Origin of the sequence: Caloramator mitchellensis (genome assembly GCF_001440545.1) — a bacterium.
GTDB lineage: Bacteria > Bacillota > Clostridia > Clostridiales > Caloramatoraceae > Caloramator > Caloramator mitchellensis.
On the sequence record NZ_LKHP01000016.1, the window covers coordinates 15,479 to 37,248 of the forward strand.

A 21,770-nucleotide genomic window follows, 5' to 3' on the forward strand; every position below is an offset into this window, starting at 1 on the left:
AAAACCCGGCAGTGCCGGGTTTTTTATTATTCTTCATCTTCTTCCTTTTCCTTATGAGCATTTTCAATAATCTTTTGTGCTATATTTGCTGGGACTTCTTCATACCTTTCAAACTTACTTGTAAAGCTTCCTCTTGCCTGAGTCATGGACCTTAAATCAGTGGCATATTTAAATGTTTCTGCCATTGGCATTTCAGCCATTATCACTTGCATTCCATCTTTTTGTTCCATTCCTAAAACTCTACCGCGTCTTTTATTGATATCGCCTATTACATCTCCCATATATTCATCCGGAACAGTTATTTCAAAATGCATAATAGGTTCAAGAAGGACAGGGTCAGCCTCCTTAATACCCTTTTTAAATGCCAGCGAAGCAGCTGTTTTGAATGCCATTTCTGAGGAATCAACAGGGTGGTAAGAACCATAGTGTAATGTTGCTTTTAAGTTGATTACAGGATAACCTGCAAGAACACCCTTTTTCATTGATTCCCTAAGTCCCTTTTCAACAGCAGGTATATATTGTCTTGGAACAACACCACCAACGATTTGGTCAACAAAAACCAAGTCTTCCGTTTCATGCTGTGGTTCAAACTTTATAACAACATCGCCATACTGCCCATGTCCACCAGATTGTTTCTTATGCTTACCTTGAACATCGGATGTCTTTCTTATTGTTTCTCTATATGGAACCTTTGGAATATCTAGTGTAACTTCAGCACCGAACTTGTTCTTTAATTTACTTGCAATAACCTCAAGATGAAGCTCTCCAACTCCAGAAATAATTAGTTCTGCATTTTCAACATCTCTTGATATCTTAAATGTTGGGTCTTCCTCTAATAGCTTGTGTAATCCTGTTGAAATCTTATCTTCATCATTCTTAGATTTTGGCTTGAATGTCATTGAAATAGCAGGCTCTGGGAATTCAATGCCGTCATAAACTATTGGCTTGCTTGCATCCGCTAAAGTATCACCTGTCATAGTATACTGCAGTTTTGCTACCGCTCCAATATCTCCAGCAGACAATTTTTGAACTGGAGTCTGATTCTTTCCCTTTAAAACATATATAGTTCCAACCTTCTCGGTCTTATCTTGAGTTGCATTATATACAACTGAATCTGAAGATATACTTCCTGATATTACTCTGAACATTGAAAGCTTTCCAACAAATGGGTCAGCTATTGTCTTAAATACAAATGCTGAAAATTTTTCATCAGGACTGGATTTCCTAACTTCAGCTTCATTATTTTTAGGATTTTTACCCTTAAATTCAATTCTATCAGCTGGTGATGGGAAATAATTAACTATGCAGTCGAGCAGCGTTGCCATAGCAACATTTGAAAGTGCTGAACCACAGAATACAGGAGCTACTTCACAATTTAAAATACCTTTTCTTAATCCCTTCAATATTTCCTCGTCTGAAAGCTCTCCTTCTCCTAAATATTTCTCTAATAATTCCTCATCAGTTTCAGCTACAGATTCCATCAATATATTTCTATATTCATCAACAACTGATACTAAATCAGCTGGTATTTCCGTTTCAACCATCGATTTGGTCTTTTGATCGTAAATTAAAGCCTTCTTTTCTAATATGCTGACTACTCCCTTAAAATCCGCCTCATTTCCTATTGGAATTTCAAGTGCAGCTACTGAAAGACCAAATTTATCCTTTAATTGTTTAAATGCCTTATCAAAATCAGCATTTTCTCTATCCATTTTATTGATTAAGAAAGCTCTTGGTATCTTGTATTTATTCACATATTTCCATGCCTTTTCAGTTCCAACCTGCAATCCTGAAGCAGCACATACTGTAATTATAGCTGAGTCAACAGCCCTTAATCCTTCTAAAACTTCTCCAACAAAATCGAAATATCCTGGAGTGTCAACAAAGTTTATTCTATAGTTTCCCCATTCACATGGTGCAACAGCTGTAGAAATTGAAATCTGTCTTTTCTTTTCTTCTGGGTCGAAGTCGCAAACTGTTGTCCCATCTTCAACTCTACCCATTCTATCAGTTGCTTTACAATCAAACAATATTGCCTCGATTAAAGTTGTCTTTCCAGTTCCACCATGTCCAATTACACCAATGTTTCTGATGTTATCAATTTTGTATTCCTTCATGTAAATTCCCCCTTATTGCTAAATAGATGCCTTATTTTATATATTCTCCATAGATTTTAAAATTCCTCTCTCAATTGTGAAAAATTTTCGACAATTTTGACTATTTTCTTTTATATGTTTCCCTGTATTGATTAAATTATACATCAATACTAAAATTATCTAAAATTGTTCAAACAAATTTAATTTGTAACCTTTCAAAAATTGGTATATAATATCTTTGTTAGGGGGTATTGACATGAGAGATAGAATATTAACTGAAATCAAAGAATGGGTAATATCCATTGCTATAGCTGCGGTTATTGCATTTGCAATAAAGGGATTTATATTTGATATAGTTCAGGTTTCGGGTCCTTCTATGATTCCTACACTGCACGATAACGACAGAGTTGCTATAGAAAAAATAAGCTTATATACAAAGAGTTTCAAAAGAGGCGAAATAATCATACTTGACCCGGGTGAAAAAGGACGAGGTCTTTATATAAAAAGATTGATTGCTCTACCTGGCGATAGATTACAGATAAAAAGTGGAAGCGTGTTTATAAACGGCGAAAAGGTAAATGAACCATATCTTTCAGAAGGAACGGAAACATATGCTGAAGAAAATATCGATATGATTATTCCTGAAGGATTTGTGTATGTATTAGGCGATAATAGAGAGGTAAGTGAGGATAGCAGATATATAGGTCCAATACCCTTTGATCACATAAAGGGGCATGCAATATTTAAAGTATTCCCATTTAGTGACATGAAAAAATTATAATCATACCATATAAAACAAAACAATTAATATAAATATAGTTTTAAAATAAGCCCCATATAATTTCAAGGTGTCATTCATCTCAAGACTTAGCACCTCTTTCTTTTAGACTATTCAAAAGACTATAATTCTTTATAAGCTATAGAGTCACTGATTACAGTGGCTTATGCGAATAGGTATTTCGAAAAAAAGAAAAGCTAAGGTGTCTTAGTGAAGTTACCCATGCCATTGAAATTATTAATGGGGCTTTTGTCCTAATTGACAAACAACTCAAGAAGTCAAGAAATCAAGTGAATGTCACCAATTAGTTAATTTCTTCTAGTTTGCCAGTAACCATGTAGATTATGCGTTCGCATACGTTTGTTGTGTGGTCAGCAATTCTTTCTAAATATCTTCCAACAAACATAAGTTTTGTGGCCTGCTTTGTAATTTTAGGGTCATCAACAATCATTTGAAGCAGTTCATCTATTATTGCCTGGTATATATCGTCTACTTGCTGGTCCATTTCTGCCGCCTTCTTTGCAAGTTCAATGTCTTCCTTTACATATGCATCCAGACTAAGCCTAATCATTTCCTGTGCAATTCTCGCCATTCTTGGAATATCAATAAGAGGTTTTATGAGTGGTTCTTTGCCTATTTCCAATGTGATTTTAGCAATGTTTACTGCATGGTCTCCAATTCTTTCTAGGTCGGTTATTATTTTTAGCGCTGTTGCAATTGTCCTCAAATCCTTTGCCAAAGGCTGCTGAAGTGCTAAAAGCTTCATACAATCCATTTCTATTTCTATATCCATTGAATCAATTTTGTCGTCCTCCAATGCAATTTTTGAAGCAGCTTCTAAATCCTGTTCCTTTAAAGATGTAACGGCCATATCTACTATTGATTCTACAAGCGAACCCATTCTAAGTAATTTGTGTTTCACATCTTCAAGTTGATGTTGAAAGTGCAATCTTGTCATGAAAATCTCTCCTTTTTAACCGAATCTACCTGTAATATAATCCTCTGTTCTTTTGTCCCTCGGGTTTTCGAATATTTTGTCGGTTCTGTCATACTCAATTACTTCACCACTTAAGAAAAATGCCGTCTGGTCAGAAATTCTTGCTGCCTGCTGCATCGAATGAGTCACTATAATTATAGTATACTCCTTCTTAAGTTCTAATAAAAGCTCTTCTATCTTCATAGTTGAAATAGGATCAAGGGCAGAAGTAGGCTCATCCATTAGAACAACATCAGGTTGCATAGCAATTGCCCTTGCAATGCATAATCTTTGCTGCTGCCCACCTGAAAGCTCTAAAGCAGATTTATAAATCTTATCTTTAACTTCATCATAGAGTGCTACTGATTTTAGCGTTTTTTCAACTACTTCATCAAGAATATCCTTCTTGTTAACTCCGTTATTTCTCAATCCATACACAATGTTTTCATATATAGTTTTAGGAAATGGATTTGGTTTTTGAAATACCATTCCAATTCTTCTTCTTAGCTCAACAGGATCTATTTCTTTAGAATAAATATTTTTTCCTTCGAATAATATTTCACCTTCAACCTTAGTATTTTCTATAAAATCATTCATCCTGTTCAAAGTTCTCAGAAATGTTGATTTACCGCAACCGGATGGACCGATAAATGCAGTTATATTGTTTTTGTATATATCCATATTTATATTTTTTAGAGCCAAATTATTACCGTAATAAAAATTCAAGTTTCTTACATTTAATACAGTTTCCATATTATCCTCCTAGTCCTTCATTCTAATTTGATATTTATTTCTTAAGATTATTGCTATGGAATTGACAGATAGAAGTATTGCTAGTAAAACTATAATTCCAGCGGCTGCAACGTTTTGAAACTCTCTTTTAGGCATACTAGACCAATTGAATATTTGTATAGGCAAAACTGTAAACTGATCAAACGGAGTTGCAGGTATAAATGACACATATGCTAAAGCTCCAACTACTATCAAAGGAGCTGCCTCACCCAAAGCCCTGGAAATTCCAAGAATTGTTCCCGTTAAAATTCCCGGAATCGAATAAGGAAGTATTACACCTGTTATAGTCTGCCATTTAGTAGTTCCGAGTGCATAGGATGCCTGCTTTAATGATGTAGGAACTGTTCTTAGTGCCTCCTGCGAAGATATAATAATAGTTGGCAAAATCAAAAGAGACATTGTAAGTGCTCCAGCTAAAATACTTCTTCCAAAACCTAATGCTCTTACAAAAACTGCAAGTCCAAGCATACCGTAAATAATTGCTGGAACTCCAGCTAGATTTGCAATATTTAATTTAATGAATTCTGTAAATCTGTTCTCCTTTGCATATTCCTCAAGATAAATAGCTGTTCCAACACCTATTGGAAAAGCAATTATGGCCGTTAATACAATGAGCCACAAACTTCCTAGTAGAGCCGGGAAGATTCCTGCCTTTTTAGGAAATCTTGAAGGGAAATTAGTTATAAATTCAATACTCAACCATCTAAGTCCTTTGTTTAAAATACTATATAGTAGTATTGCAAGCACTATAATCCCAAACAATGTGCAAGCAAAGATAATTGCATGAAAAATAGAATTTTTAAATTTTCTTCTTTTAATTCTTTGAGACTCATTCATCAATATGCCCTCCTGTACTTTCTCATGACATATCTGGAAATTACGTTTAACATCAATGTCATAATGAAAAGTAATGCCCCTACTGCGAAGAGTGTTCTATACCCTATTGACCCGTAAGGCACATCTCCCATACTAATTTGTACTATATACCCCGTCATAGTTTGAATGCTCTCAAGTGGGTTTAATGTCATTTTGGGAGTTGATCCTGCTGCCATTGCAACTATCATAGTTTCTCCAACCGCTCTTGAGATTGCAAGTATAAATGATGCTATTATTGTTGGTAGAGCTGCAGGAACAACTATTTGAGTTGCAACTTCTAGTTTAGTAGCCCCAAGACCATAAGCTCCGAGTCTTAATGAATCTGGCACTGCCATCATGGCATCTTCACTTAGAGATGAAACAAGTGGGACAGTCATTATTCCTACAGCAATGCCTGCACTCAGGGCATTATATACACTTACTTCTGGGAAAATGGATTTTATGATTGGAGTTATAACAGTTAGAGCAAAATATCCATATACAATCGATGGAATTCCTGCAAGTATTTCAAGCGTTGGTTTAAGTATTTTTCTTACCCTTTTAGGTGCATATTCACTCAGATAAATTGCACTTCCAAGTCCTATTGGTATAGAAATAATACTTGATATTATAACTATTAGAGTAGTTCCTAATACTAATGGCAATACTCCAAATCTTGGCGGTTGGAAAAGCGGTGTCCATTCCCTACCTGTTAGGAACTCTACTATCGGAACTTTAGAGAAAAACTGGACTGTTTCTTCAAAAAGTGAAAAAATAATTCCTAATGTCGTAAAAATAGAAATGGTACCCAAAAAAGTTAGGAATACCTTTATTATTTTTTCTCTTTTTTTCATGTTCTCTTTACTGGAAAACTGAATCTTTTTCATTTCTTTCTCCCTTCTTTACGTGGCTATAGGCACCCAATAGGGTGCCTCAGATTATTTTATTTTGTTAAGTTGTTCTTGATACTTAGCATCATCTAGAGGTACATAGCCTACTTCTTCAACTAAATCCTTTGCTTTTTCTAGATAGAATTTAACAAATGTCTTTAATTCAGGTCTTTCAAGTGCTTTAGTATTCACATATATAAACAGTGGTCTTGAAAGCGGTTTATAGTTACCATTCTTAATATTTTCAGTTGTTGCTTCTATCCCATTTATTTTTAGTGCTTTTAGTTTATCTTTGTTCTCTTCATAGTAAGAATGACCAAAGAAACCCATCGCAAACTTATCTCCTTCTACACCCTGTACCAAAACGTTGTCGTCTTCGCTTGCTGTATAATCTGTTCTTATTCTCTTTTCTTCTCCATTTATTTCAGCTGTAAAGTAATCAAATGTTCCAGAATCCGTTCCTGGACCATATAATTTAATCTTTTCCTTTGGCCATTCAGGTCTTACATCACTCCAGTAAACAACTTTTGAATCCTTATCCCAAATTAACTTCAACTCATCTGTTGTAATATCGTCTACCCAGTTATTTTCTGGATTTACTACTACTGCTATTCCATCATACGCAACTTCTAATTCCATCATATCTATTCCATTTGTCTTTGCTTTATCTAATTCTTCTTGCTTAACCTTTCTTGAAGCATCGTTTATGTCAGTTTCACCAACAACAAACTTTTTAAAACCGCCGCCAGTTCCTGAAATACCAACTGTTATACTTACATCTGGGTTTTCCTTGTTAAACTCTTCTGCTACTGCTTGAGTTATAGGATAAACAGTGCTTGAACCGTCAATTTTAACTATTCCCGCCAGATTAGATTCTTTTTTTGGTGCACATGCTGTAAATGATAAAGTTAATATCCCTGCTAATAATCCTGTTAAAATTTTTTTGCTATTCATATTAAATCCCCTTTCTATTGGAATTCATTTTACACCTTAATTTTAATTGTTAGAATTGTTAAGAACTATCAAGATTATGTTAAACCATTGTTAAATGATTATATATTTATTATGCAAATCTAAGGCGTATTTAATGCTTAAACTGTTAATTAACAAAAAATTCATGGAACATTATTCCAATATATAGTGTCAAATTGTTAAGTGTGAAAGGGGGAATTTAGCATGAAGAGGTTGTTGTCGATATTATTATCTTTAGCCATTGCCTTTGGTTTGTTTGTAAAGGTTAATGCAGCTACAACAGAGAAAATAGATTTAAAAAGTGCAATACTTATAGCTAAGTCAAGCTTTGAATTCAATGATAAAAATCTTGATTTCAGGTATGAACTTACAAATTACAATAATAAAAGTATATGGAACCTTAATTGGAGCAGTAAAAACAGCAACATATCGATTCAGGTTGATGCAAACCATGGATATGTTATATCCATGTATTCCTATGATGGGAATATGAAGCCTTGGAGCAAAATACCCAAATTCTCTAAAGAAAAAGCAAGGGAAATAGCTGAAGCTAAAATAAAAAAGTTAGTTGGAGAAAAATTCAGCGAGTTTATATTTGTTGATAATATGGAAACTTCTTTGTATTCAAATACTTATGATTTTAGATATGTAAGAAAGGTAAATGGCATTGAATATAGGGATAATTTCATAAATATCTCATTAGAACGTAATACACTGAAAGTTATTAATTATGCCTTTGAATATGACCATTATTCCCTTCCAGGTCTTCAAAATGTTATTTCATTAGAAAAGGCAAAGAGTATTTTTGATGACAAGATGGGATTGGAATTGTCATATTCAATATATTACGATTATGACAAAAAGGAAAGAAACATCAAGTTAATTTATACTCCTAAAAATAATGTTTTTCCAATAGACGCCTTTACAGGAGAAATAGTAAAAAACAATATTATATATGCAAATGAAAAGTCAATGGGAGGAAAAGGCGGAGATGCACAGGTTCTAACTCCACAGGAGATTAAAGCTATAGACGAAAATAAAAATTTGATTTCAAAGGAAAAGGTTGAGGAAATACTATCTAATAAATTTGGTCTGACAGGAGAATTTAAGAATGAATATCTGAGTTTAAGTTATGACATGTATACAAATCGTTATGTTTGGTCTGTTGGATACTCAAAAAATGCAGATGATAAATTAAAATACTATTACTTAAGTGCTTCAATTGACGCCGTAACTGGTGAGATTTTATATTATTCCAAAGGTTATCCTTATATTGAGGAAAAAGATAAAACTCCAAAGTATAGTAAGGAAGAATGCAGAAAAATTGCTGAAGATTTTATAAAATCTATGCAGCCTGACAGGTTTAATCAAACTAAATATAAGGAAAATATTGAATACAATGGAACTAATCAATATTATTTTAGCTATGTGAGAATTCATCAAAATGTTTCAGTTTTAAACCAAGGATTTAATTTAGGTGTAAATCCATATGATGGTCAAATTATAAGCTACAGTATGAACTGGAGCGATGTCATTTTTCCATCAATTGAAGGAGTAATAAGCAAAGATAAGGCACTTGAGATACTCTTTTCAAAAAACCCATTTGGTTTAAATTATGTAAGATATTATGATTATTCAAAGATGGTTTCATATTCAACTAAATTGGTTTATACTTTTAAATCCTCAAGCTTTAACATAGATGCAAAAACTGGAGATATGTTAGACTACAACGGTAAGATAGTTATAGAAAACAAAAAGGTAACATTTACTGATATAAAGAATAGCCCATATAATAATGACATTAATATTCTTACTGATATTGGAATAATTGATGATAAAACAGATAAATTTAATCCAAATCAGATGATTAAGCAAAAGGATTTTATTAAATATTTAGTAAGAACATTAGAGCCTGTTTATGTTATTTACACAGAAGATGCTTCAAAAGAATATGACAACTATTATCAAATTGCAATTCAAAAGGGAATAATAACCGAAAAGGAAAAGAATCCTAATTCAAATGTTACAAGGCAGGATGCAGCAAAGTGGATAATAAAGGCTATGGGCGGTGGATTTGTAGCTGAACTTTCAAATCTTTATACATTAAACTTTAAGGATGCTAAATTAATTTCTAAGAATTACAAAGGATATATAGCAATTGCAAATGAATTAAAAATAATAACTCCTGTTAAGGGATTCTTCCAACCAAAGCAACCAATAACAAAGGGCGAAGCTGCAAGAATACTTGTTAATTACCTGAAGGTTGAAAAATAAATATGGTTTTCTTCTCTATTAATATAAATTAACCCTATTAAACTGCCTCATTGGAGGCAGCTTTTTTATTATTTATAGAAACTAATAAAATAATATTGTATAATTAAATTATACTTTTTAGAAGGGAACGATTTTTATGAAAAAATTTCTTATAAATATAGCTTTCTTAGCATTAATTCTTATCATTACTTTTTTTGGTTTAGGACCTGTATTGTTTGCCGACGGTTCTAAGGTAGAAAGAACATTAACCTTTGTTTTTGTTCTAATTTTATATGTTTTAGTAATTTCTTTGTATAATAAATTATTGCACTATATAAATAGATAGGTGGGAAATGCCCACCTTATATTTTTGCTTCTAAAAGATTAGCTGATTCATACCTTTTTAGTCCGGCATAAAATGTCTTATAAGATAAAGCTAGGAAAACTATCGCCGAAATTATAACAATTATAGTATCTTTTAAACTAAAACTTTTGAAAATGCTAACTGGCAGGTATATTGAAAAACCTACAGGAACCACAGAGTAAAATATAAATTTAAAATACTTGTTGAGTATTCCCTCTGGATAGGTTGAAAAGGAAATAAAAAACGAATCTACAGCCCTTTTGGTGCTGTCTACATTTCCAAAATAAAAAGCGAGTGAGTTTAGAATAAGAAGCATAGAAAAATAAATTATTGCTCCTGTTATAGTGAATAAAGTAAAAAGTATAAAATCGATTAGTGAATATCTTCCAGATAAAAACAATAGAATATACCCATATGCCAAATCACCCCAAGCAGAAACCTCCATCTTTGATGCTGCAGCATTTAAAACTACATCCACAGGCTGAATCAAGTAGCTATCAAGCCTTCCAGAAATAATGAATTCTGATAGTTCTCTTAAGTTGCCAAACAATATATAGGTAAGCCCAAAACTTGAAGATGCAAGCCCCCATAGAATAATAACATCTGAAAATCCATAACCACCTATCTTATTGACATTTTTATAAATAACCCACCAGAATATCAAAAATGAGCCATTATTTAAAATCATTCCAAAAATCTGAATTAAAAAACTAGCCTTATATTCCATGCTGCTCTTTAAATTATATTTCATATATACTAATATCAATTTTAAATGCCTTCTAACCGCCATTAACATTGAGTTTCTTCACCCCCCTGATGTATATAAACCATAAAATAAAAGAAAAAATTAAAATATATATGCTCTGTCCTATAAATGTAAAGATAAAATCATTAATATTAAACTTGATAGCCGTCTTTGATACGTGATACATTACAAAAGACCATGGCATATAATAGTTGAAATTATATAATGACTTCGGTAAAAGGCTTATGGGATATAAAAGTCCTCCAAATACAAATATAAGCTTTCCATAAATCCATGCAAATGGCATATTTTCCTCTACCCAAAAGGCTGATAATGAAATTGTTATATGAATTAAATGATTTAATAATATTCCTAAAATTATAATTAAAACTGACGGAAGTATAAAATAAAATTTGTATCCCTCTATTAGCCCGACAAAACTGATGCCTATAATAAGAGCAACAATACTGTTTATGCAAAAATCCAATAAATTTCTCCCCAGATTGTCAGACAGAACATAAAGAGGATAATAATAGGGTTTGTTCAGCTTATATGCTATTTCTCCTCCCTTAACATCCTGCCCAACAGTTCTGTATATCCTGTTGTATTGCAGGTGGAGAGACTGATTTAAAATAAGATACCAGAGCATCTCCTGAAAAGTAAAACCTGTTTTAATGTTTTGCTCATATATTTTTTGCCATAGAAAATAAAAAGTTGTAATTATAATTAAAGTAAACAAATTTCCTATTAAAAAATCCTTGATGTAGATAGTATTATTTTTTATGCTAATTGTGAATATCTTTATATACTTTCTCATTCTCCCTCCCCCCTTAAGCTATAGATATCAGCTATTATTTCCTCAAGGGGCCTTGAAGAAATGGAAATATCCTCAACTTTTCCAATTTTAAAAAGCTTTGCAACAGTTTCATCTATGTCATTATCTTCAGTATCAACCTCTATTCTAACTGCATTTGTAGTTTGTGATAAAACTTTCGCTCCTTCTAAATTAAATTCTATATCATCTGTATAACGCAGTGATATTATCTTTTTGTTATCATACTTGTATTTTAGCTTTTTTACACTATCATCCATGAGTATAGTTCCAAGATTGATAATAATTATTCTTTTACATAACTTTTCAATGTCTCCAATGTCATGGCTTGTAAGAAATATAGTAGTTTTCTCCTCTTGGTTAATTCTTTTTATAAGGCTTCTTAGATTTTTCTTTGCAACTACATCAAGACCAATAGTTGGCTCATCTAGGAAAATAACCTTGGGTCTGTGCAGAAGCGATGCTGCAATTTCGCATTTTATTCTCTGTCCAAGTGACATTTTTCTAACCGGAATATCAAGAAGCTCCTTTATTTCCAAAACCTCAGATAAATATTCCACTCTTTTATTAAGCTCAAGGCCTTCAATTCCGTAAATGTTCCCCAATAATTCAAATGTATCCTTCGGAGGCAGGTGAAACCAAAGCTGCGATTTTTGTCCGAATACAGTTCCAATGCCATATGCTAATTTTTTCCTATCCTTCTGAGGATCTAAGCCTAAAACATTTGAATATCCGCTTGTTGGATTTAAAATTCCTGTTAGCATCTTTATCGTTGTTGATTTTCCTGCACCGTTTGGACCTATAAAAGCGAGCATTTGACCTTCTTCAACTTCGAACGAGATTCCTTTTACTGCTTCAATCCTTTTATATTCTCTTGTCAAGAATCCTTTTCTTTTTGAAATTATAAACTCCTTTTTTAAATCCTTTACACATATTATCCCCATCAAATCACCGCCTAAAATTCAATAATAACGTATTCATCGTAATACTCAAACCCTAGAAACTCGTATGCCCTAACTGCAGGTGTATTGTTTTTTCTCACCATTAAAGTTGGGGTTTTTCCTCTATCAATTATCCTTTTGCAAAGTTCAGATACTACTGCTTTACAATATCCCTTGCCTCTTTCCTTTGGTGTTGTATAAACACCGCCTATTTGTCCTATCTTATCAGTTGTTGTTTGAATGCATCCTGTTGCTACAATCCTTCCATCCTTTAAGACAAACAAATAATCCTCTTCAACTGGTCTTTGATTAAGTGTTTTAGTTGCTTCTTCAATGCTGTAAGCTGTATTTTTAAATCCTACCCTATTGGCCTCAACTATAAACTCAACTGCTTTTTCCAAGTTTAATTCATAATAATTCTTTATTTCAATGCCTTCTAATTTAAAATGTTTAAAATTGTTATTCACATAATATGCATCCTCATCAACACTTGCGTTATGTTTAAAATCTTTTATCCCATTATAAAGCGGCTCAACTAGCCTTCTCATGCCTAATAGATATTTAAAGTCTCTGTTTTTCATTAAATCAATAAAATACGGAACTGCATTTTGACTTTCGAAATGCGGAATACAGCTTCCAAGGTTATAAAATGGGATAATTCCCTTTAGTTCCCCTTCTTCAAAATAGCCAAAATAATCACCGCATCTTCTTACATCCTTCTTGTTCTCAAAACCGAAATACTTTACGTTTCCTATTAAAAAGGTAGTTTCAATATGATTTCTTTCAAGATATTCTTCTACTATCTTTCTTTCCTTTTCAGTTAAGACTTTCAGCATTTTTATCCCCCTTTCAAAAATTAACAAAAAATAAAATTCTCACGAAATCACATTAAGTGACTCCGTGAGAACCTTCACGTGTAGGGAAACATGCCCCCTGCGCAGCTCGGAATACCTTATGCGCGCTCACTTGTTATTATTATATTATATATAATTTTCCAAATATGTCAAATAAATTTTAGCCACACTTTGAATATCCGCAGTTTGGGCAAATAACGCATCCACTCTCATGAGTAATCGAATGCCCACATTCAGGACAACATATTTCTTTTTTCTCTGTTTCTATTAGATTTCTTATATCCAAATCAGCACTTATACTCTCTCTAACTTTATCTGATTCTTTAATATTAATTAGTTTCTCAATAGTCTTTGCAATAGCATCAGGGCAGGATAAAACCTTTATTTCCTTATTTGTTGCCATTTGCCTTAAAGTTGAGTGGCACCTGATTCCCTTCAGCTGTTCTATTATTTCTTTAACATCCATTCCACTTCTTAAAGCAACAGATACAAGCCTTGCAGTTGCCTCTGATTGTGATGGACATCCTCCTGCCTTTCCGAGGTTAGTAAACACCTCACAAATGCCGTTTTCATCATAATTTACAGTTACATATAAATTGCCACAGCCTATTCTTACCTTTTCAGTTATTCCCATTGTAAATTCAGGTCTAATTCTAGGCCTAGAGGTTCTGTCATCTTCTTTTTTATCTCCAACATTAATAACCTGACCTTCACGACTTCCATCCCTATAAATTGTTACCCCTTTACAGCCCAATCTATAGGCAAGTAAGAAAACAGTTTTAACATCTTCAATAGTTGTCTCTTTCTTAAAATTAACTGTTTTCGATACTGCATTGTCCGTCCACTTTTGAAAAGCTGCCTGCATCCTAATATGATATATTGGGGTTATATCATGGGCAGTAACAAAAATTCTTTTTATATCATCCGGGATGCCTTCAATATGTTGAATAGTTCCCACTTCTGCAACCTTATCCATAAGCTCTTTAGAGTAGAGCCCTCTTTCCTTCATAATTCCTTCGAATAAATAATTAACCTCTGCCAATTTATCATTGTCCATTACATTTCTCCAGAATGCCACAGCAAATAAAGGTTCTATTCCAGATGAAACACCCGCTATTATACTTATTGTTCCTGTAGGTGCTATCGTAGTAGTTGTAGCATTTCTCAATGGTTCCCCTTCCTTATATATACTATTATGAAACTCAGGGAAGGGTCCCCTTAATTTAGCTAATTCTCTGCTGGCCTCCTTTGACTTATAATTTATAAATTTCATCAATTCATCAGCAAGATTTACTGCTTCTTCTGAATTATATGGAATTTGAAGCAAAATCAAAAGGTCAGCAAATCCCATTACTCCAAGCCCTATTTTTCTTGTAAGTTTAGTCATTCTCTCAATCTCGGGTAGTGGGTAGACGTTTACATCAATTACATTGTCAAGAAAATGAACTGCATCGAATACAGTTCTTTCAAGCAGGTCATAATCTATTTCATATTTATCCCCAACTTTTTTCACCATTTTAGCAAGATTAATCGAGCCTAAATTGCAGCTTTCATATGGCAGCAGCGGCTGCTCACCGCATGGATTAGTACTTTCAATTTCCCCAAGTTTTGGTGTAGGATTAGTTTGATTCATTCTGTCAATAAATACAATACCGGGTTCTCCATTGGTCCATGCACCTTTAACTATTAGTTCAAATACTTCCTTGGCATTTAATTTTCCTTTAACTTGTTTAGTATTTGGATCTATAAGCTCGTAATCCTCACCTTTTATAGCTGCCTCCATAAATTTTTCTGTAAGTGCTACGCTTATATTGAAATTTGTAATCTCTTTATCATCTTCTTTACACTTAATAAACTCCAATATATCGGGGTGATCTACTCTTAAAATAGCCATATTCGCACCCCTTCGGGTTCCCCCTTGTTTCACAGCCTCTGTAGCAGAGTTAAAAACCTTCATAAAACTGACAGGCCCGGATGCAACTCCTCCTGTGGTTTTAACTGTAGAACCTTTTGGTCTTAACCTTGAAAAGCTAAATCCTGTTCCTCCTCCTGATTTATGTATAAGTGCAGCATTTTTTATGGAATCGAATATTCCCTCCATCGAATCCTCAATTGGTAGAACAAAACAAGCCGATAATTGTCCTAAAGGCCTCCCTGCATTCATTAAAGTTGGTGAATTAGGTAAGAATCTAAGACTTGCCATCAAATCAAAAAACTTATCTTCAGTTTTTTTTATATCAGCTTCTTTATTGTATCTTTTATCCGCATCAGCAACTGTTCGTGCAACTCTTCTTAGCATTTCCTCAGGTGTCTCAATAACATTTCCATTTTCATCCTTTGCAAGATACCTTTTTCCAAGAACTTTAATTGCATTTTCTGTAAACTTCATATTATCACCCCAATATATTGTATGTATTATTGTTTTATATATACTATATATTGATTTTATTATTTTTTGCTAAAAAAATCAAAATGGAATAAACTAAATTTATCCATATTAATGTTGATTAATTTCTTTTTTCTTATTCTCTTATAGATTTTCAGATAATAAAAATAATATATATTTGTAATTGAATTTATTTTTTGTAATAATTAAAATATATAATGTAATATTTTTTACAGATGAGGTGTAAAATGAAGCTTCCTTTTGAGTTTTATGATAGAGATACACTTGAAGTAGCAAAGGATTTATTAGGAAAAAAACTTGTTAGAAAAATTGGAAAAGATTTATTGATAGGAAAAATAGTTGAGGTTGAGGCCTATATCGGTCCTATCGATAAGGCATGTCATTCATATAATTTTAAAAAGACAAAACGAAATGAAGTGATGTTTGGTCCTCCTGGAACTGCGTATATATATTTTATCTATGGAATGTATCACTGCTTAAACATTGTTACTGAAACTGAAGGTATGCCATGTGCAGTTTTAGTAAGAGCTGTAGAGCCATTACAAGGTTTAGATTTGCTGACTCAAAACAGATTTGGCAAAAAATATAATGAACTTAACCCTTTGCAAAGGAAAAATCTCACAAATAGCCCGGGAAAATTGTGTAAAGCCTTTAGTATAGATAAAATATTAAACGGAATAAGCCTCCTTGGTGATGAACTTTACATCCTTGACAACGATGAAAGTTTTGAAATAATGTCAGATAAAAGGATTGGAATAGACTATGCTGAAGAGGCAAAGGATTTTGAATGGAGATTCTTTATAAAAAACAATCCTTTTGTATCCGTATTAAAGAAAGAGTAAACTTAAAAGTAAATCCCATGAATTTTTTCATGGAATTGTGAATATTATAATGCTTTTAAAAAATAAATTCATATACTTCTTATCTTTTAAATTGTCCCCTTGCTTTTTCTTTTATTTTTCTAATACTGCAATTCTCATTAAGACATATAGAACAGCTATGCAGCCTTTTAATTCTTTCTAAACCTTCATCTGCTCCATGAACATATGCCATAGACTTTGGAGGATTAAGTGCATAACCCTTTACAATTGAAAAGCCATAATCCTTCACATTATTAATATTATCTAGAATATTGGCCTGATACTCGATAGGTATTTCACCATCTCCTGGAGCTATTCTGCAAGTGATACCGAGATTTCTATCTGATGCCCAGTTAAAAATATACTCATACATTTGGCTGTTATATTCAAATAATAAATTACTAGCCATAGCATCTAAAATTACCCCTTCTGAAAATTTTCCCCTGTTAAATAAATCATCAATATATTCTGTTATTTTACTTCCTAAACTTATCAAAGTAAATATTATGAATCTACACCCATTTAAAGATTCAAAGTTATAATCATAAAGCTTTTCTTTTATTTTAAAAACACCTATGGGGTTGATATTGCTCCTTAAAATTTCTAAATTATCTTCATAAATTTTACTTGCCAATTCTTCATCAGTAATTTTATAATAGCTGTCTACAACTTTTAAAACATGACATTTATCTAGACTAAAGCGAAATTCATCCTTTGTTAACATAAAATCACCCCCCTTAAATAATACAATTATACCTTATACTTGCGCAATTTTTCAATATCATATATTCAAATTTCAAAATTGTTTTAATATGATAAGCACATAAAAATGCTCCTCTAAAGCATTCTTAGAAGAGCATTTTATTGAACTATTTAATAAATTGTATTTTTCTTTCCTTAAAGTAAACTGTTCTAAGTCCACTCATTGATACAATTTCTTTTGCTGCTTCAAAATTTCTGCCTATTGAATTAGTATCGTGGGCATCAGAGCCGATTGTTACAACTTGTCCGCCCAATTCTTTAAATCTTTTAAGTATATTTAGCATATTTTGAGCAGCTATTTTATTGTCTAATCTCCTTGTGTTTAATTCAACAGCCTTTTCCCTCTCTGCTACAATCTTTAAAATTTCGTCAATTAAATCAGAAAATTCATCGTAATAAAGTTCTGTATCATCATATCTTGAATATCTTGTGACATAATCAATATGGCCTAAACTATCAAAAAATTCTCCATTCTTTACACAGTCAAACATAAAATTAAGATAGTGTCCATAGGATATTTTTTTCTCTCTGTTTTCATAAAATCCCTCTTGGAATATATCAACACCATCAACGACGTGAACAGAACCTATTACATAATCGAAGGGATACTTTTGTACTAGCATTCTATTTTCATTTATACAATCTGTTCTTAGTCCAAGCTCAATTCCTATTAGTAAATAGTCATTCCTTAGTCGGTAGTATTCTTCAAAATACCTATCAACGTCAAATTGAAATTTACCCTCATCTGGGTATTTTAAGTCCATATGATCAGTAACAATAAGCCCCATATTCAGTTCTCTTGCTCTTTCATATGAACTAACAAGTTTCATTTTAGAATCGGATGAAAATTCAGTGTGAATATGACAATCAAACATAATAACCTCCAAAATATAAATTGTCAAACAATTCAAGAACTCAAGAAATCAAGTGAATGTCACCCATGTAAGTATAAATCCTACGACAACAGCAGTTATAGTAAAAGGGACGCTAAGTTTCATAAAATCTCTTGCCTTGACTTCGTAGCCTTCCCTTTTTAATAAACCAAGACCAGTAATATTAGCAGAAGCTCCAATTGGAGTTAGGTTGCCTCCAAGTGTGGCCCCTATTAATAGCCCAAAATATAATATGTATGGTTCGATGTTCATGCTCTTTGCAATCATCGAGGCAACTGGCAGCATCGTAGCTGTATAAGGTATATTATCAATAAAAGCAGACACAATAACAGAAAACCATACAATCAGAGTATATATTAAAAATAAGTTGTTTCCTCCAACCTTTAAAAATATTTTGCTTATGTCGTTAATTACACCAGCCTCTGTTATCCCTGCAATTATAACAAACAGTCCCATCAGAAGCAATATAGTTTCATAGTCAATTTGTAATAATGTGTTATTAATCGCATGCTTATTTTTGTTAATTATTAATTCCTTAATTAAACCAACTATTAGCAAAGTTGTGCAGATTAATCCATTTGTAATTGATGGTTTGTTTGGTATGAATGAAGCAAATATCAATAATAAAACCATTGAGATTAATAGATAAGTTGGAAAATAGTCTTCAACTTCTTGTTTTTCTTCAAGGTGAATTGGCTGATTATAGCTTCTAAAGAAAATAATAAGTATAATTATTGTTGCTATGGCACCAAACTCAACAATCCAAAATAGTCCTGGCCTTCCCTTGAAAAAGAAAAAGTCCATAAAGTCCATCTTTGCAAATCCACCCAATAAAAGCGAGGTTGTATCTCCAACTAAAGTTGCAGCTCCTTGTAGATTAGATGATATAGCAATGGATATTATTATATACACTGGCGAAATATCAAGTTTTTTTGCTATATTAATTGCGACAGGCGCAACTATTAGAACTGTTGCAACATTGTCTATAAAAGCCGATACTATTCCCGCAAATACTGCAAGCGATATAATTGCCCATTTGATGCTTGATACTTTATCTATAATTACATCAGCCAAAAGAGCAGGCATCTTGGATTCAATAAACAAATTAACTATCCCCATAGTTCCTGTAATCATTAATACGACATTCCAATCTATAGAATACAATACCTTGTTAAACGGAAGTATTCCTATAATCACAAACAATGCTGCCGAAACTAAAGAAATATATGTTCTGTATTTAGGATAAGCAAGTAGAAGTATGTAGGTTGCTGCGAATAGGATTAAAGCTATTGTCTTCATCGTATCCTCCTTTAAATTTACAAAATGTTATTATTAATATCCTTTATCAGCTGTTCAGCGATAGGTATATCAGCCGGAGCTAAATCAAAATTTAAAAGTTCACTAGCATCGACCCATTTAATCTCGTCATGAACAGATAAAACAAAATCAAATGTTTCTGCCTTTGCTATAAAAGCTATAAGTTTAATTACGCCATTATCATATGTATGAATATTTGTTTGATAATGTTTTATTATTTCAATCTCTATGTTTAACTCTTCTTTAATTTCTCTAATAAGGCAGTCTTCATAGGATTCTCCTTTTTCAACCTTACCACCTGGAAATTCCCACTTACCTTTAATATTACCATCCTTTCGTTTTGCTATAAGTACTTTATCATCCTCAATTATTATCGCTGCAGTAACTTCCTTCATAATATAAAGGCAAGGGCATCCCCCTGCCTTTGATTCACTTCCTTTCTAACGTTTAAAAATTGATTTTAAAACCTGCTTGCCACTGTCAATTCCAATGCTGAAAAAGCTCGAATTCTTCTCAAATATATTTTCTAATGCATTTATTACTTTGTCAAGTTCCTCATATGTAACAGTTAGAGGTGGTTCTAATCTTATAACATTTGGATTATTTAATGTGTATGCAGTTATAATTCTATGGTCATTCATAAGTTTTCCAGCAACAAGCGAACCGAAGTATTCCTTTGATACTTCTGATAATTTACCAGCTGTTAAAGCGTTTAAAATTCCCTTTGGTTCCTCAAATTCTATACCAATCATCAATCCCTTTCCTCTTACATCCTTTATCACCGGATATTTAGCCTTTAAATCCATTAATCTTCTTAAAAAATAATCTCCCATCTCTCTTGCCTTCTTATGAAGCTCATTTTCTAATATAAACTTCAAAGTAGCAATACCGGCTGCACAAGCTATTGTGTTTCCACCGAATGTGGATGTATGTAAAAATGCCTTATCAATACTTCCATATGCCCTTTTCCAAATATCTTCCCTTGCTATGTAACCGCCTACTGGAATATAGCCTCCCCCAATTGATTTAGCAAAGCACATAATATCTGCAACAACGCCTTCTTCTTCAGATGCAAACATATATCCTGTTCTTCCAAATCCAGTCTGTATTTCATCAATAATCAAATATACTCCATATCTGTCGCATAATTCCCTAACTCGCCTTAAATATCCCTTTGGAGGAACAATTATTCCACCCTCTCCTTGTATAGGTTCAAGAATAAAAGCAGCCATATCCCCCATCTTTAGTATATCCTCAAGCGCCTTATCATCACCGAATGGTATTGGATATGTTTCAGGCATAAGAGGTTTAAAAGGTTTTTGATACTTTTCTCTGCCGGTTACTGAAAGTGCTCCAAAGCTTTTGCCGTGAAATGAATTTTGACAATATATTATTTTGCTTTTACCACTTGCTATTTTTGCAAGCTTAAGCGCTCCCTCAACTGCTTCAGCTCCACTATTTGCAAAGAAGGTTCTCTTTAAATCTCCAGGAGCAATTAAAGCTAAATTCTTTGCAAGGGCTCCAGCAAAATTATAAATTGAAGCTTGTAATATATTAGGCAGCCCCAATACCTTCTTAATTTCTGCTAAAATTTCTTTATTATTGTGACCTACATTTAGAGCGCCGTAACCGCCTAAAAAGTCGATATATTCATTTCCATCCTCATCATAAACTTTGGTTCCGTCAGCTCTAACAAAGTGCTTATCAAAATCCAAAAGTGACATCAGCTGAACAGCAGCAGAATTTACAAATTCCTTATAGTTTTCTCTAACATCATTTCTCTTAAATGATAATGCATCATCTACGGAAATAAACCCCTCATAGATATTTTTAACTTCCATACTCTCTCCTCCCTCAAAGTATAGAGTTTATACCAATTACCAAAGTAAAGTCCCTAAATTGTGCGGCGAAATAAATTGTTGTGCACATAATGTTCACAAGTAAATTATACCAATATTTAGTATTTTTATCAATAAAATATATTGTCAATGTTATACTAAAATAGCCACATGAATGAATTTACTTATCATTCATATGGCTATAGTTATTTCATTAATATTTTATCAAAAAATAAAAATGGCTCCATGGAGAGGACTCGAACCTCCAACCCTCCGGTTAACAGCCGGATGCTCCACCATTGAGCTACCATGGAACATTTGTCAGGCAAGGCCTGACATATTTAA

Annotated in this window: 20 protein-coding genes and 1 tRNA gene; 4 read left to right on the forward strand and 17 right to left on the reverse strand. The window is 32.8% G+C overall.

Going from position 1 to position 21,770, the window contains the following annotated elements:
- Nucleotides 1-26: 26 nt before the first annotated feature.
- Complete coding sequence (fusA, locus tag ABG79_RS10470; protein ID WP_057979418.1) at nt 27-2,117, reverse strand: elongation factor G; 2,091 nt, start codon at nt 2,115-2,117, stop codon at nt 27-29.
- 235 nt (nt 2,118-2,352) lie between these two features.
- Here fusA and lepB point away from each other — a divergent pair, with 235 nt between their 5' ends.
- A complete protein-coding gene (gene lepB, locus ABG79_RS10475; protein WP_057979419.1) occupies nt 2,353-2,877 on the forward strand; it encodes a signal peptidase I in 525 nt (174 codons plus the stop codon).
- Between the two features lie 301 nt (nt 2,878-3,178).
- Here the strand turns inward: lepB and phoU are convergent, their stop codons facing one another.
- From phoU to ABG79_RS10500, 5 genes are read right to left on the reverse strand one after another with little or no spacing between them, the layout of a single operon-like run.
- Nucleotides 3,179-3,832: a phosphate signaling complex protein PhoU gene (gene phoU / locus ABG79_RS10480; RefSeq protein ID WP_057979420.1), complete on the reverse strand. Its 654-nt coding sequence runs from the start codon at nt 3,830-3,832 to the stop codon at nt 3,179-3,181.
- Nucleotides 3,833-3,847: 15 nt separating this feature from the next.
- Nucleotides 3,848-4,603, reverse strand: a complete 756-nt coding sequence (gene pstB / locus ABG79_RS10485) for a phosphate ABC transporter ATP-binding protein PstB (protein ID WP_057979421.1) — start codon at nt 4,601-4,603, stop codon at nt 3,848-3,850.
- Nucleotides 4,604-4,612: 9 nt separating this feature from the next.
- Complete coding sequence (pstA, locus tag ABG79_RS10490; protein WP_057979422.1) at nt 4,613-5,479, reverse strand: phosphate ABC transporter permease PstA; 867 nt, start codon at nt 5,477-5,479, stop codon at nt 4,613-4,615.
- The gene (gene pstC / locus ABG79_RS10495; protein ID WP_057979423.1) at nt 5,479-6,384 is read right to left on the reverse strand and encodes a phosphate ABC transporter permease subunit PstC; all 906 of its coding nucleotides are present in this window, start codon (nt 6,382-6,384) and stop codon (nt 5,479-5,481) included. The genes pstA and pstC overlap by 1 nt, the downstream gene beginning before the upstream one ends.
- Nucleotides 6,385-6,435: 51 nt before the next feature.
- Nucleotides 6,436-7,341, reverse strand: a complete 906-nt coding sequence (locus ABG79_RS10500) for a PstS family phosphate ABC transporter substrate-binding protein (RefSeq protein ID WP_057979424.1) — start codon at nt 7,339-7,341, stop codon at nt 6,436-6,438.
- Between the two features lie 222 nt (nt 7,342-7,563).
- On the opposite strand from ABG79_RS10500, the gene ABG79_RS10505 reads away from it, so the two are divergent.
- Nucleotides 7,564-9,633 (forward strand): S-layer homology domain-containing protein, encoded by a 2,070-nt coding sequence (locus tag ABG79_RS10505; RefSeq protein WP_057979425.1) that lies wholly within the window; start codon nt 7,564-7,566, stop codon nt 9,631-9,633.
- A gap of 136 nt (nt 9,634-9,769) precedes the next feature.
- The gene (locus ABG79_RS10510) at nt 9,770-9,958 is read left to right on the forward strand and encodes a DUF6954 family protein (RefSeq protein ID WP_057979426.1); all 189 of its coding nucleotides are present in this window, start codon (nt 9,770-9,772) and stop codon (nt 9,956-9,958) included.
- A 16-nt stretch (nt 9,959-9,974) separates the two neighbouring features.
- On the opposite strand, the gene ABG79_RS10515 is transcribed toward ABG79_RS10510, so the two are convergent.
- From ABG79_RS10515 to ABG79_RS10535, 5 genes are all read right to left on the reverse strand, one after another.
- Complete coding sequence (locus ABG79_RS10515) at nt 9,975-10,772, reverse strand: ABC transporter permease (RefSeq protein ID WP_057979427.1); 798 nt, start codon at nt 10,770-10,772, stop codon at nt 9,975-9,977.
- Entirely contained in the window at nt 10,756-11,538 is a 783-nt protein-coding gene (locus ABG79_RS10520; RefSeq protein ID WP_057979428.1) for an ABC-2 family transporter protein, read from the reverse strand. Before ABG79_RS10520 ends, ABG79_RS10515 begins: the two co-directional genes overlap by 17 nt.
- Nucleotides 11,535-12,497 carry an ABC transporter ATP-binding protein gene (locus tag ABG79_RS10525; RefSeq protein ID WP_057979429.1) on the reverse strand — a complete coding sequence of 321 codons (963 nt, stop codon included), beginning with the start codon at nt 12,495-12,497 and terminating at the stop codon, nt 11,535-11,537. The genes ABG79_RS10520 and ABG79_RS10525 overlap by 4 nt, the downstream gene beginning before the upstream one ends.
- A gap of 11 nt (nt 12,498-12,508) precedes the next feature.
- Nucleotides 12,509-13,330, reverse strand: coding sequence for a GNAT family N-acetyltransferase (locus ABG79_RS10530; protein ID WP_057979430.1), 822 nt, complete (start codon nt 13,328-13,330; stop codon nt 12,509-12,511).
- A gap of 178 nt (nt 13,331-13,508) precedes the next feature.
- Complete coding sequence (locus ABG79_RS10535) at nt 13,509-15,737, reverse strand: vitamin B12-dependent ribonucleotide reductase (protein WP_057979431.1); 2,229 nt, start codon at nt 15,735-15,737, stop codon at nt 13,509-13,511.
- A 245-nt stretch (nt 15,738-15,982) separates the two neighbouring features.
- On the opposite strand from ABG79_RS10535, the gene ABG79_RS10540 reads away from it, so the two are divergent.
- Nucleotides 15,983-16,597 carry a DNA-3-methyladenine glycosylase gene (locus ABG79_RS10540; protein WP_057979432.1) on the forward strand — a complete coding sequence of 205 codons (615 nt, stop codon included), beginning with the start codon at nt 15,983-15,985 and terminating at the stop codon, nt 16,595-16,597.
- A gap of 79 nt (nt 16,598-16,676) precedes the next feature.
- On the opposite strand, the gene ABG79_RS10545 is transcribed toward ABG79_RS10540, so the two are convergent.
- The 6 genes from ABG79_RS10545 to ABG79_RS10570 form a co-directional block, all read right to left on the reverse strand.
- Nucleotides 16,677-17,339: a hypothetical protein gene (locus ABG79_RS10545; protein WP_057979433.1), complete on the reverse strand. Its 663-nt coding sequence runs from the start codon at nt 17,337-17,339 to the stop codon at nt 16,677-16,679.
- A gap of 145 nt (nt 17,340-17,484) precedes the next feature.
- Entirely contained in the window at nt 17,485-18,252 is a 768-nt protein-coding gene (locus ABG79_RS10550; protein WP_057979434.1) for a histidinol phosphate phosphatase, read from the reverse strand.
- 48 nt (nt 18,253-18,300) lie between these two features.
- Nucleotides 18,301-19,569 (reverse strand): ArsB/NhaD family transporter, encoded by a 1,269-nt coding sequence (locus ABG79_RS10555; protein WP_057979435.1) that lies wholly within the window; start codon nt 19,567-19,569, stop codon nt 18,301-18,303.
- Between the two features lie 17 nt (nt 19,570-19,586).
- Nucleotides 19,587-19,982 carry a (deoxy)nucleoside triphosphate pyrophosphohydrolase gene (locus tag ABG79_RS10560; protein ID WP_057979436.1) on the reverse strand — a complete coding sequence of 132 codons (396 nt, stop codon included), beginning with the start codon at nt 19,980-19,982 and terminating at the stop codon, nt 19,587-19,589.
- 45 nt (nt 19,983-20,027) lie between these two features.
- Nucleotides 20,028-21,428, reverse strand: coding sequence for an aspartate aminotransferase family protein (locus tag ABG79_RS10565; protein WP_057979437.1), 1,401 nt, complete (start codon nt 21,426-21,428; stop codon nt 20,028-20,030).
- 236 nt (nt 21,429-21,664) lie between these two features.
- Nucleotides 21,665-21,739: transfer RNA gene (locus ABG79_RS10570), tRNA-Asn, on the reverse strand.
- Between the last annotated feature and the right edge of the window lie 31 nt (nt 21,740-21,770).

Bases quoted from the DNA above. Each gene is read 5' to 3' on its own strand.
- fusA (WP_057979418.1), bottom strand. From the start codon at position 2,117: ATGAAGGAATACAAAATTGATAACATCAGAAACATTGGTGTAATTGGA.
- lepB (WP_057979419.1), top strand. From the start codon at position 2,353: ATGAGAGATAGAATATTAACTGAAATCAAAGAATGGGTAATATCCATT.
- phoU (WP_057979420.1), bottom strand. From the start codon at position 3,832: ATGACAAGATTGCACTTTCAACATCAACTTGAAGATGTGAAACACAAA.
- pstB (WP_057979421.1), bottom strand. From the start codon at position 4,603: ATGGAAACTGTATTAAATGTAAGAAACTTGAATTTTTATTACGGTAAT.
- pstA (WP_057979422.1), bottom strand. From the start codon at position 5,479: ATGAATGAGTCTCAAAGAATTAAAAGAAGAAAATTTAAAAATTCTATT.
- pstC (WP_057979423.1), bottom strand. From the start codon at position 6,384: ATGAAAAAGATTCAGTTTTCCAGTAAAGAGAACATGAAAAAAAGAGAA.
- ABG79_RS10500 (WP_057979424.1), bottom strand. From the start codon at position 7,341: ATGAATAGCAAAAAAATTTTAACAGGATTATTAGCAGGGATATTAACT.
- ABG79_RS10505 (WP_057979425.1), top strand. From the start codon at position 7,564: ATGAAGAGGTTGTTGTCGATATTATTATCTTTAGCCATTGCCTTTGGT.
- ABG79_RS10510 (WP_057979426.1), top strand. From the start codon at position 9,770: ATGAAAAAATTTCTTATAAATATAGCTTTCTTAGCATTAATTCTTATC.
- ABG79_RS10515 (WP_057979427.1), bottom strand. From the start codon at position 10,772: ATGTTAATGGCGGTTAGAAGGCATTTAAAATTGATATTAGTATATATG.
- ABG79_RS10520 (WP_057979428.1), bottom strand. From the start codon at position 11,538: ATGAGAAAGTATATAAAGATATTCACAATTAGCATAAAAAATAATACT.
- ABG79_RS10525 (WP_057979429.1), bottom strand. From the start codon at position 12,497: ATGGGGATAATATGTGTAAAGGATTTAAAAAAGGAGTTTATAATTTCA.
- ABG79_RS10530 (WP_057979430.1), bottom strand. From the start codon at position 13,330: ATGCTGAAAGTCTTAACTGAAAAGGAAAGAAAGATAGTAGAAGAATAT.
- ABG79_RS10535 (WP_057979431.1), bottom strand. From the start codon at position 15,737: ATGAAGTTTACAGAAAATGCAATTAAAGTTCTTGGAAAAAGGTATCTT.
- ABG79_RS10540 (WP_057979432.1), top strand. From the start codon at position 15,983: ATGAAGCTTCCTTTTGAGTTTTATGATAGAGATACACTTGAAGTAGCA.
- ABG79_RS10545 (WP_057979433.1), bottom strand. From the start codon at position 17,339: ATGTTAACAAAGGATGAATTTCGCTTTAGTCTAGATAAATGTCATGTT.
- ABG79_RS10550 (WP_057979434.1), bottom strand. From the start codon at position 18,252: ATGTTTGATTGTCATATTCACACTGAATTTTCATCCGATTCTAAAATG.
- ABG79_RS10555 (WP_057979435.1), bottom strand. From the start codon at position 19,569: ATGAAGACAATAGCTTTAATCCTATTCGCAGCAACCTACATACTTCTA.
- ABG79_RS10560 (WP_057979436.1), bottom strand. From the start codon at position 19,982: ATGAAGGAAGTTACTGCAGCGATAATAATTGAGGATGATAAAGTACTT.
- ABG79_RS10565 (WP_057979437.1), bottom strand. From the start codon at position 21,428: ATGGAAGTTAAAAATATCTATGAGGGGTTTATTTCCGTAGATGATGCA.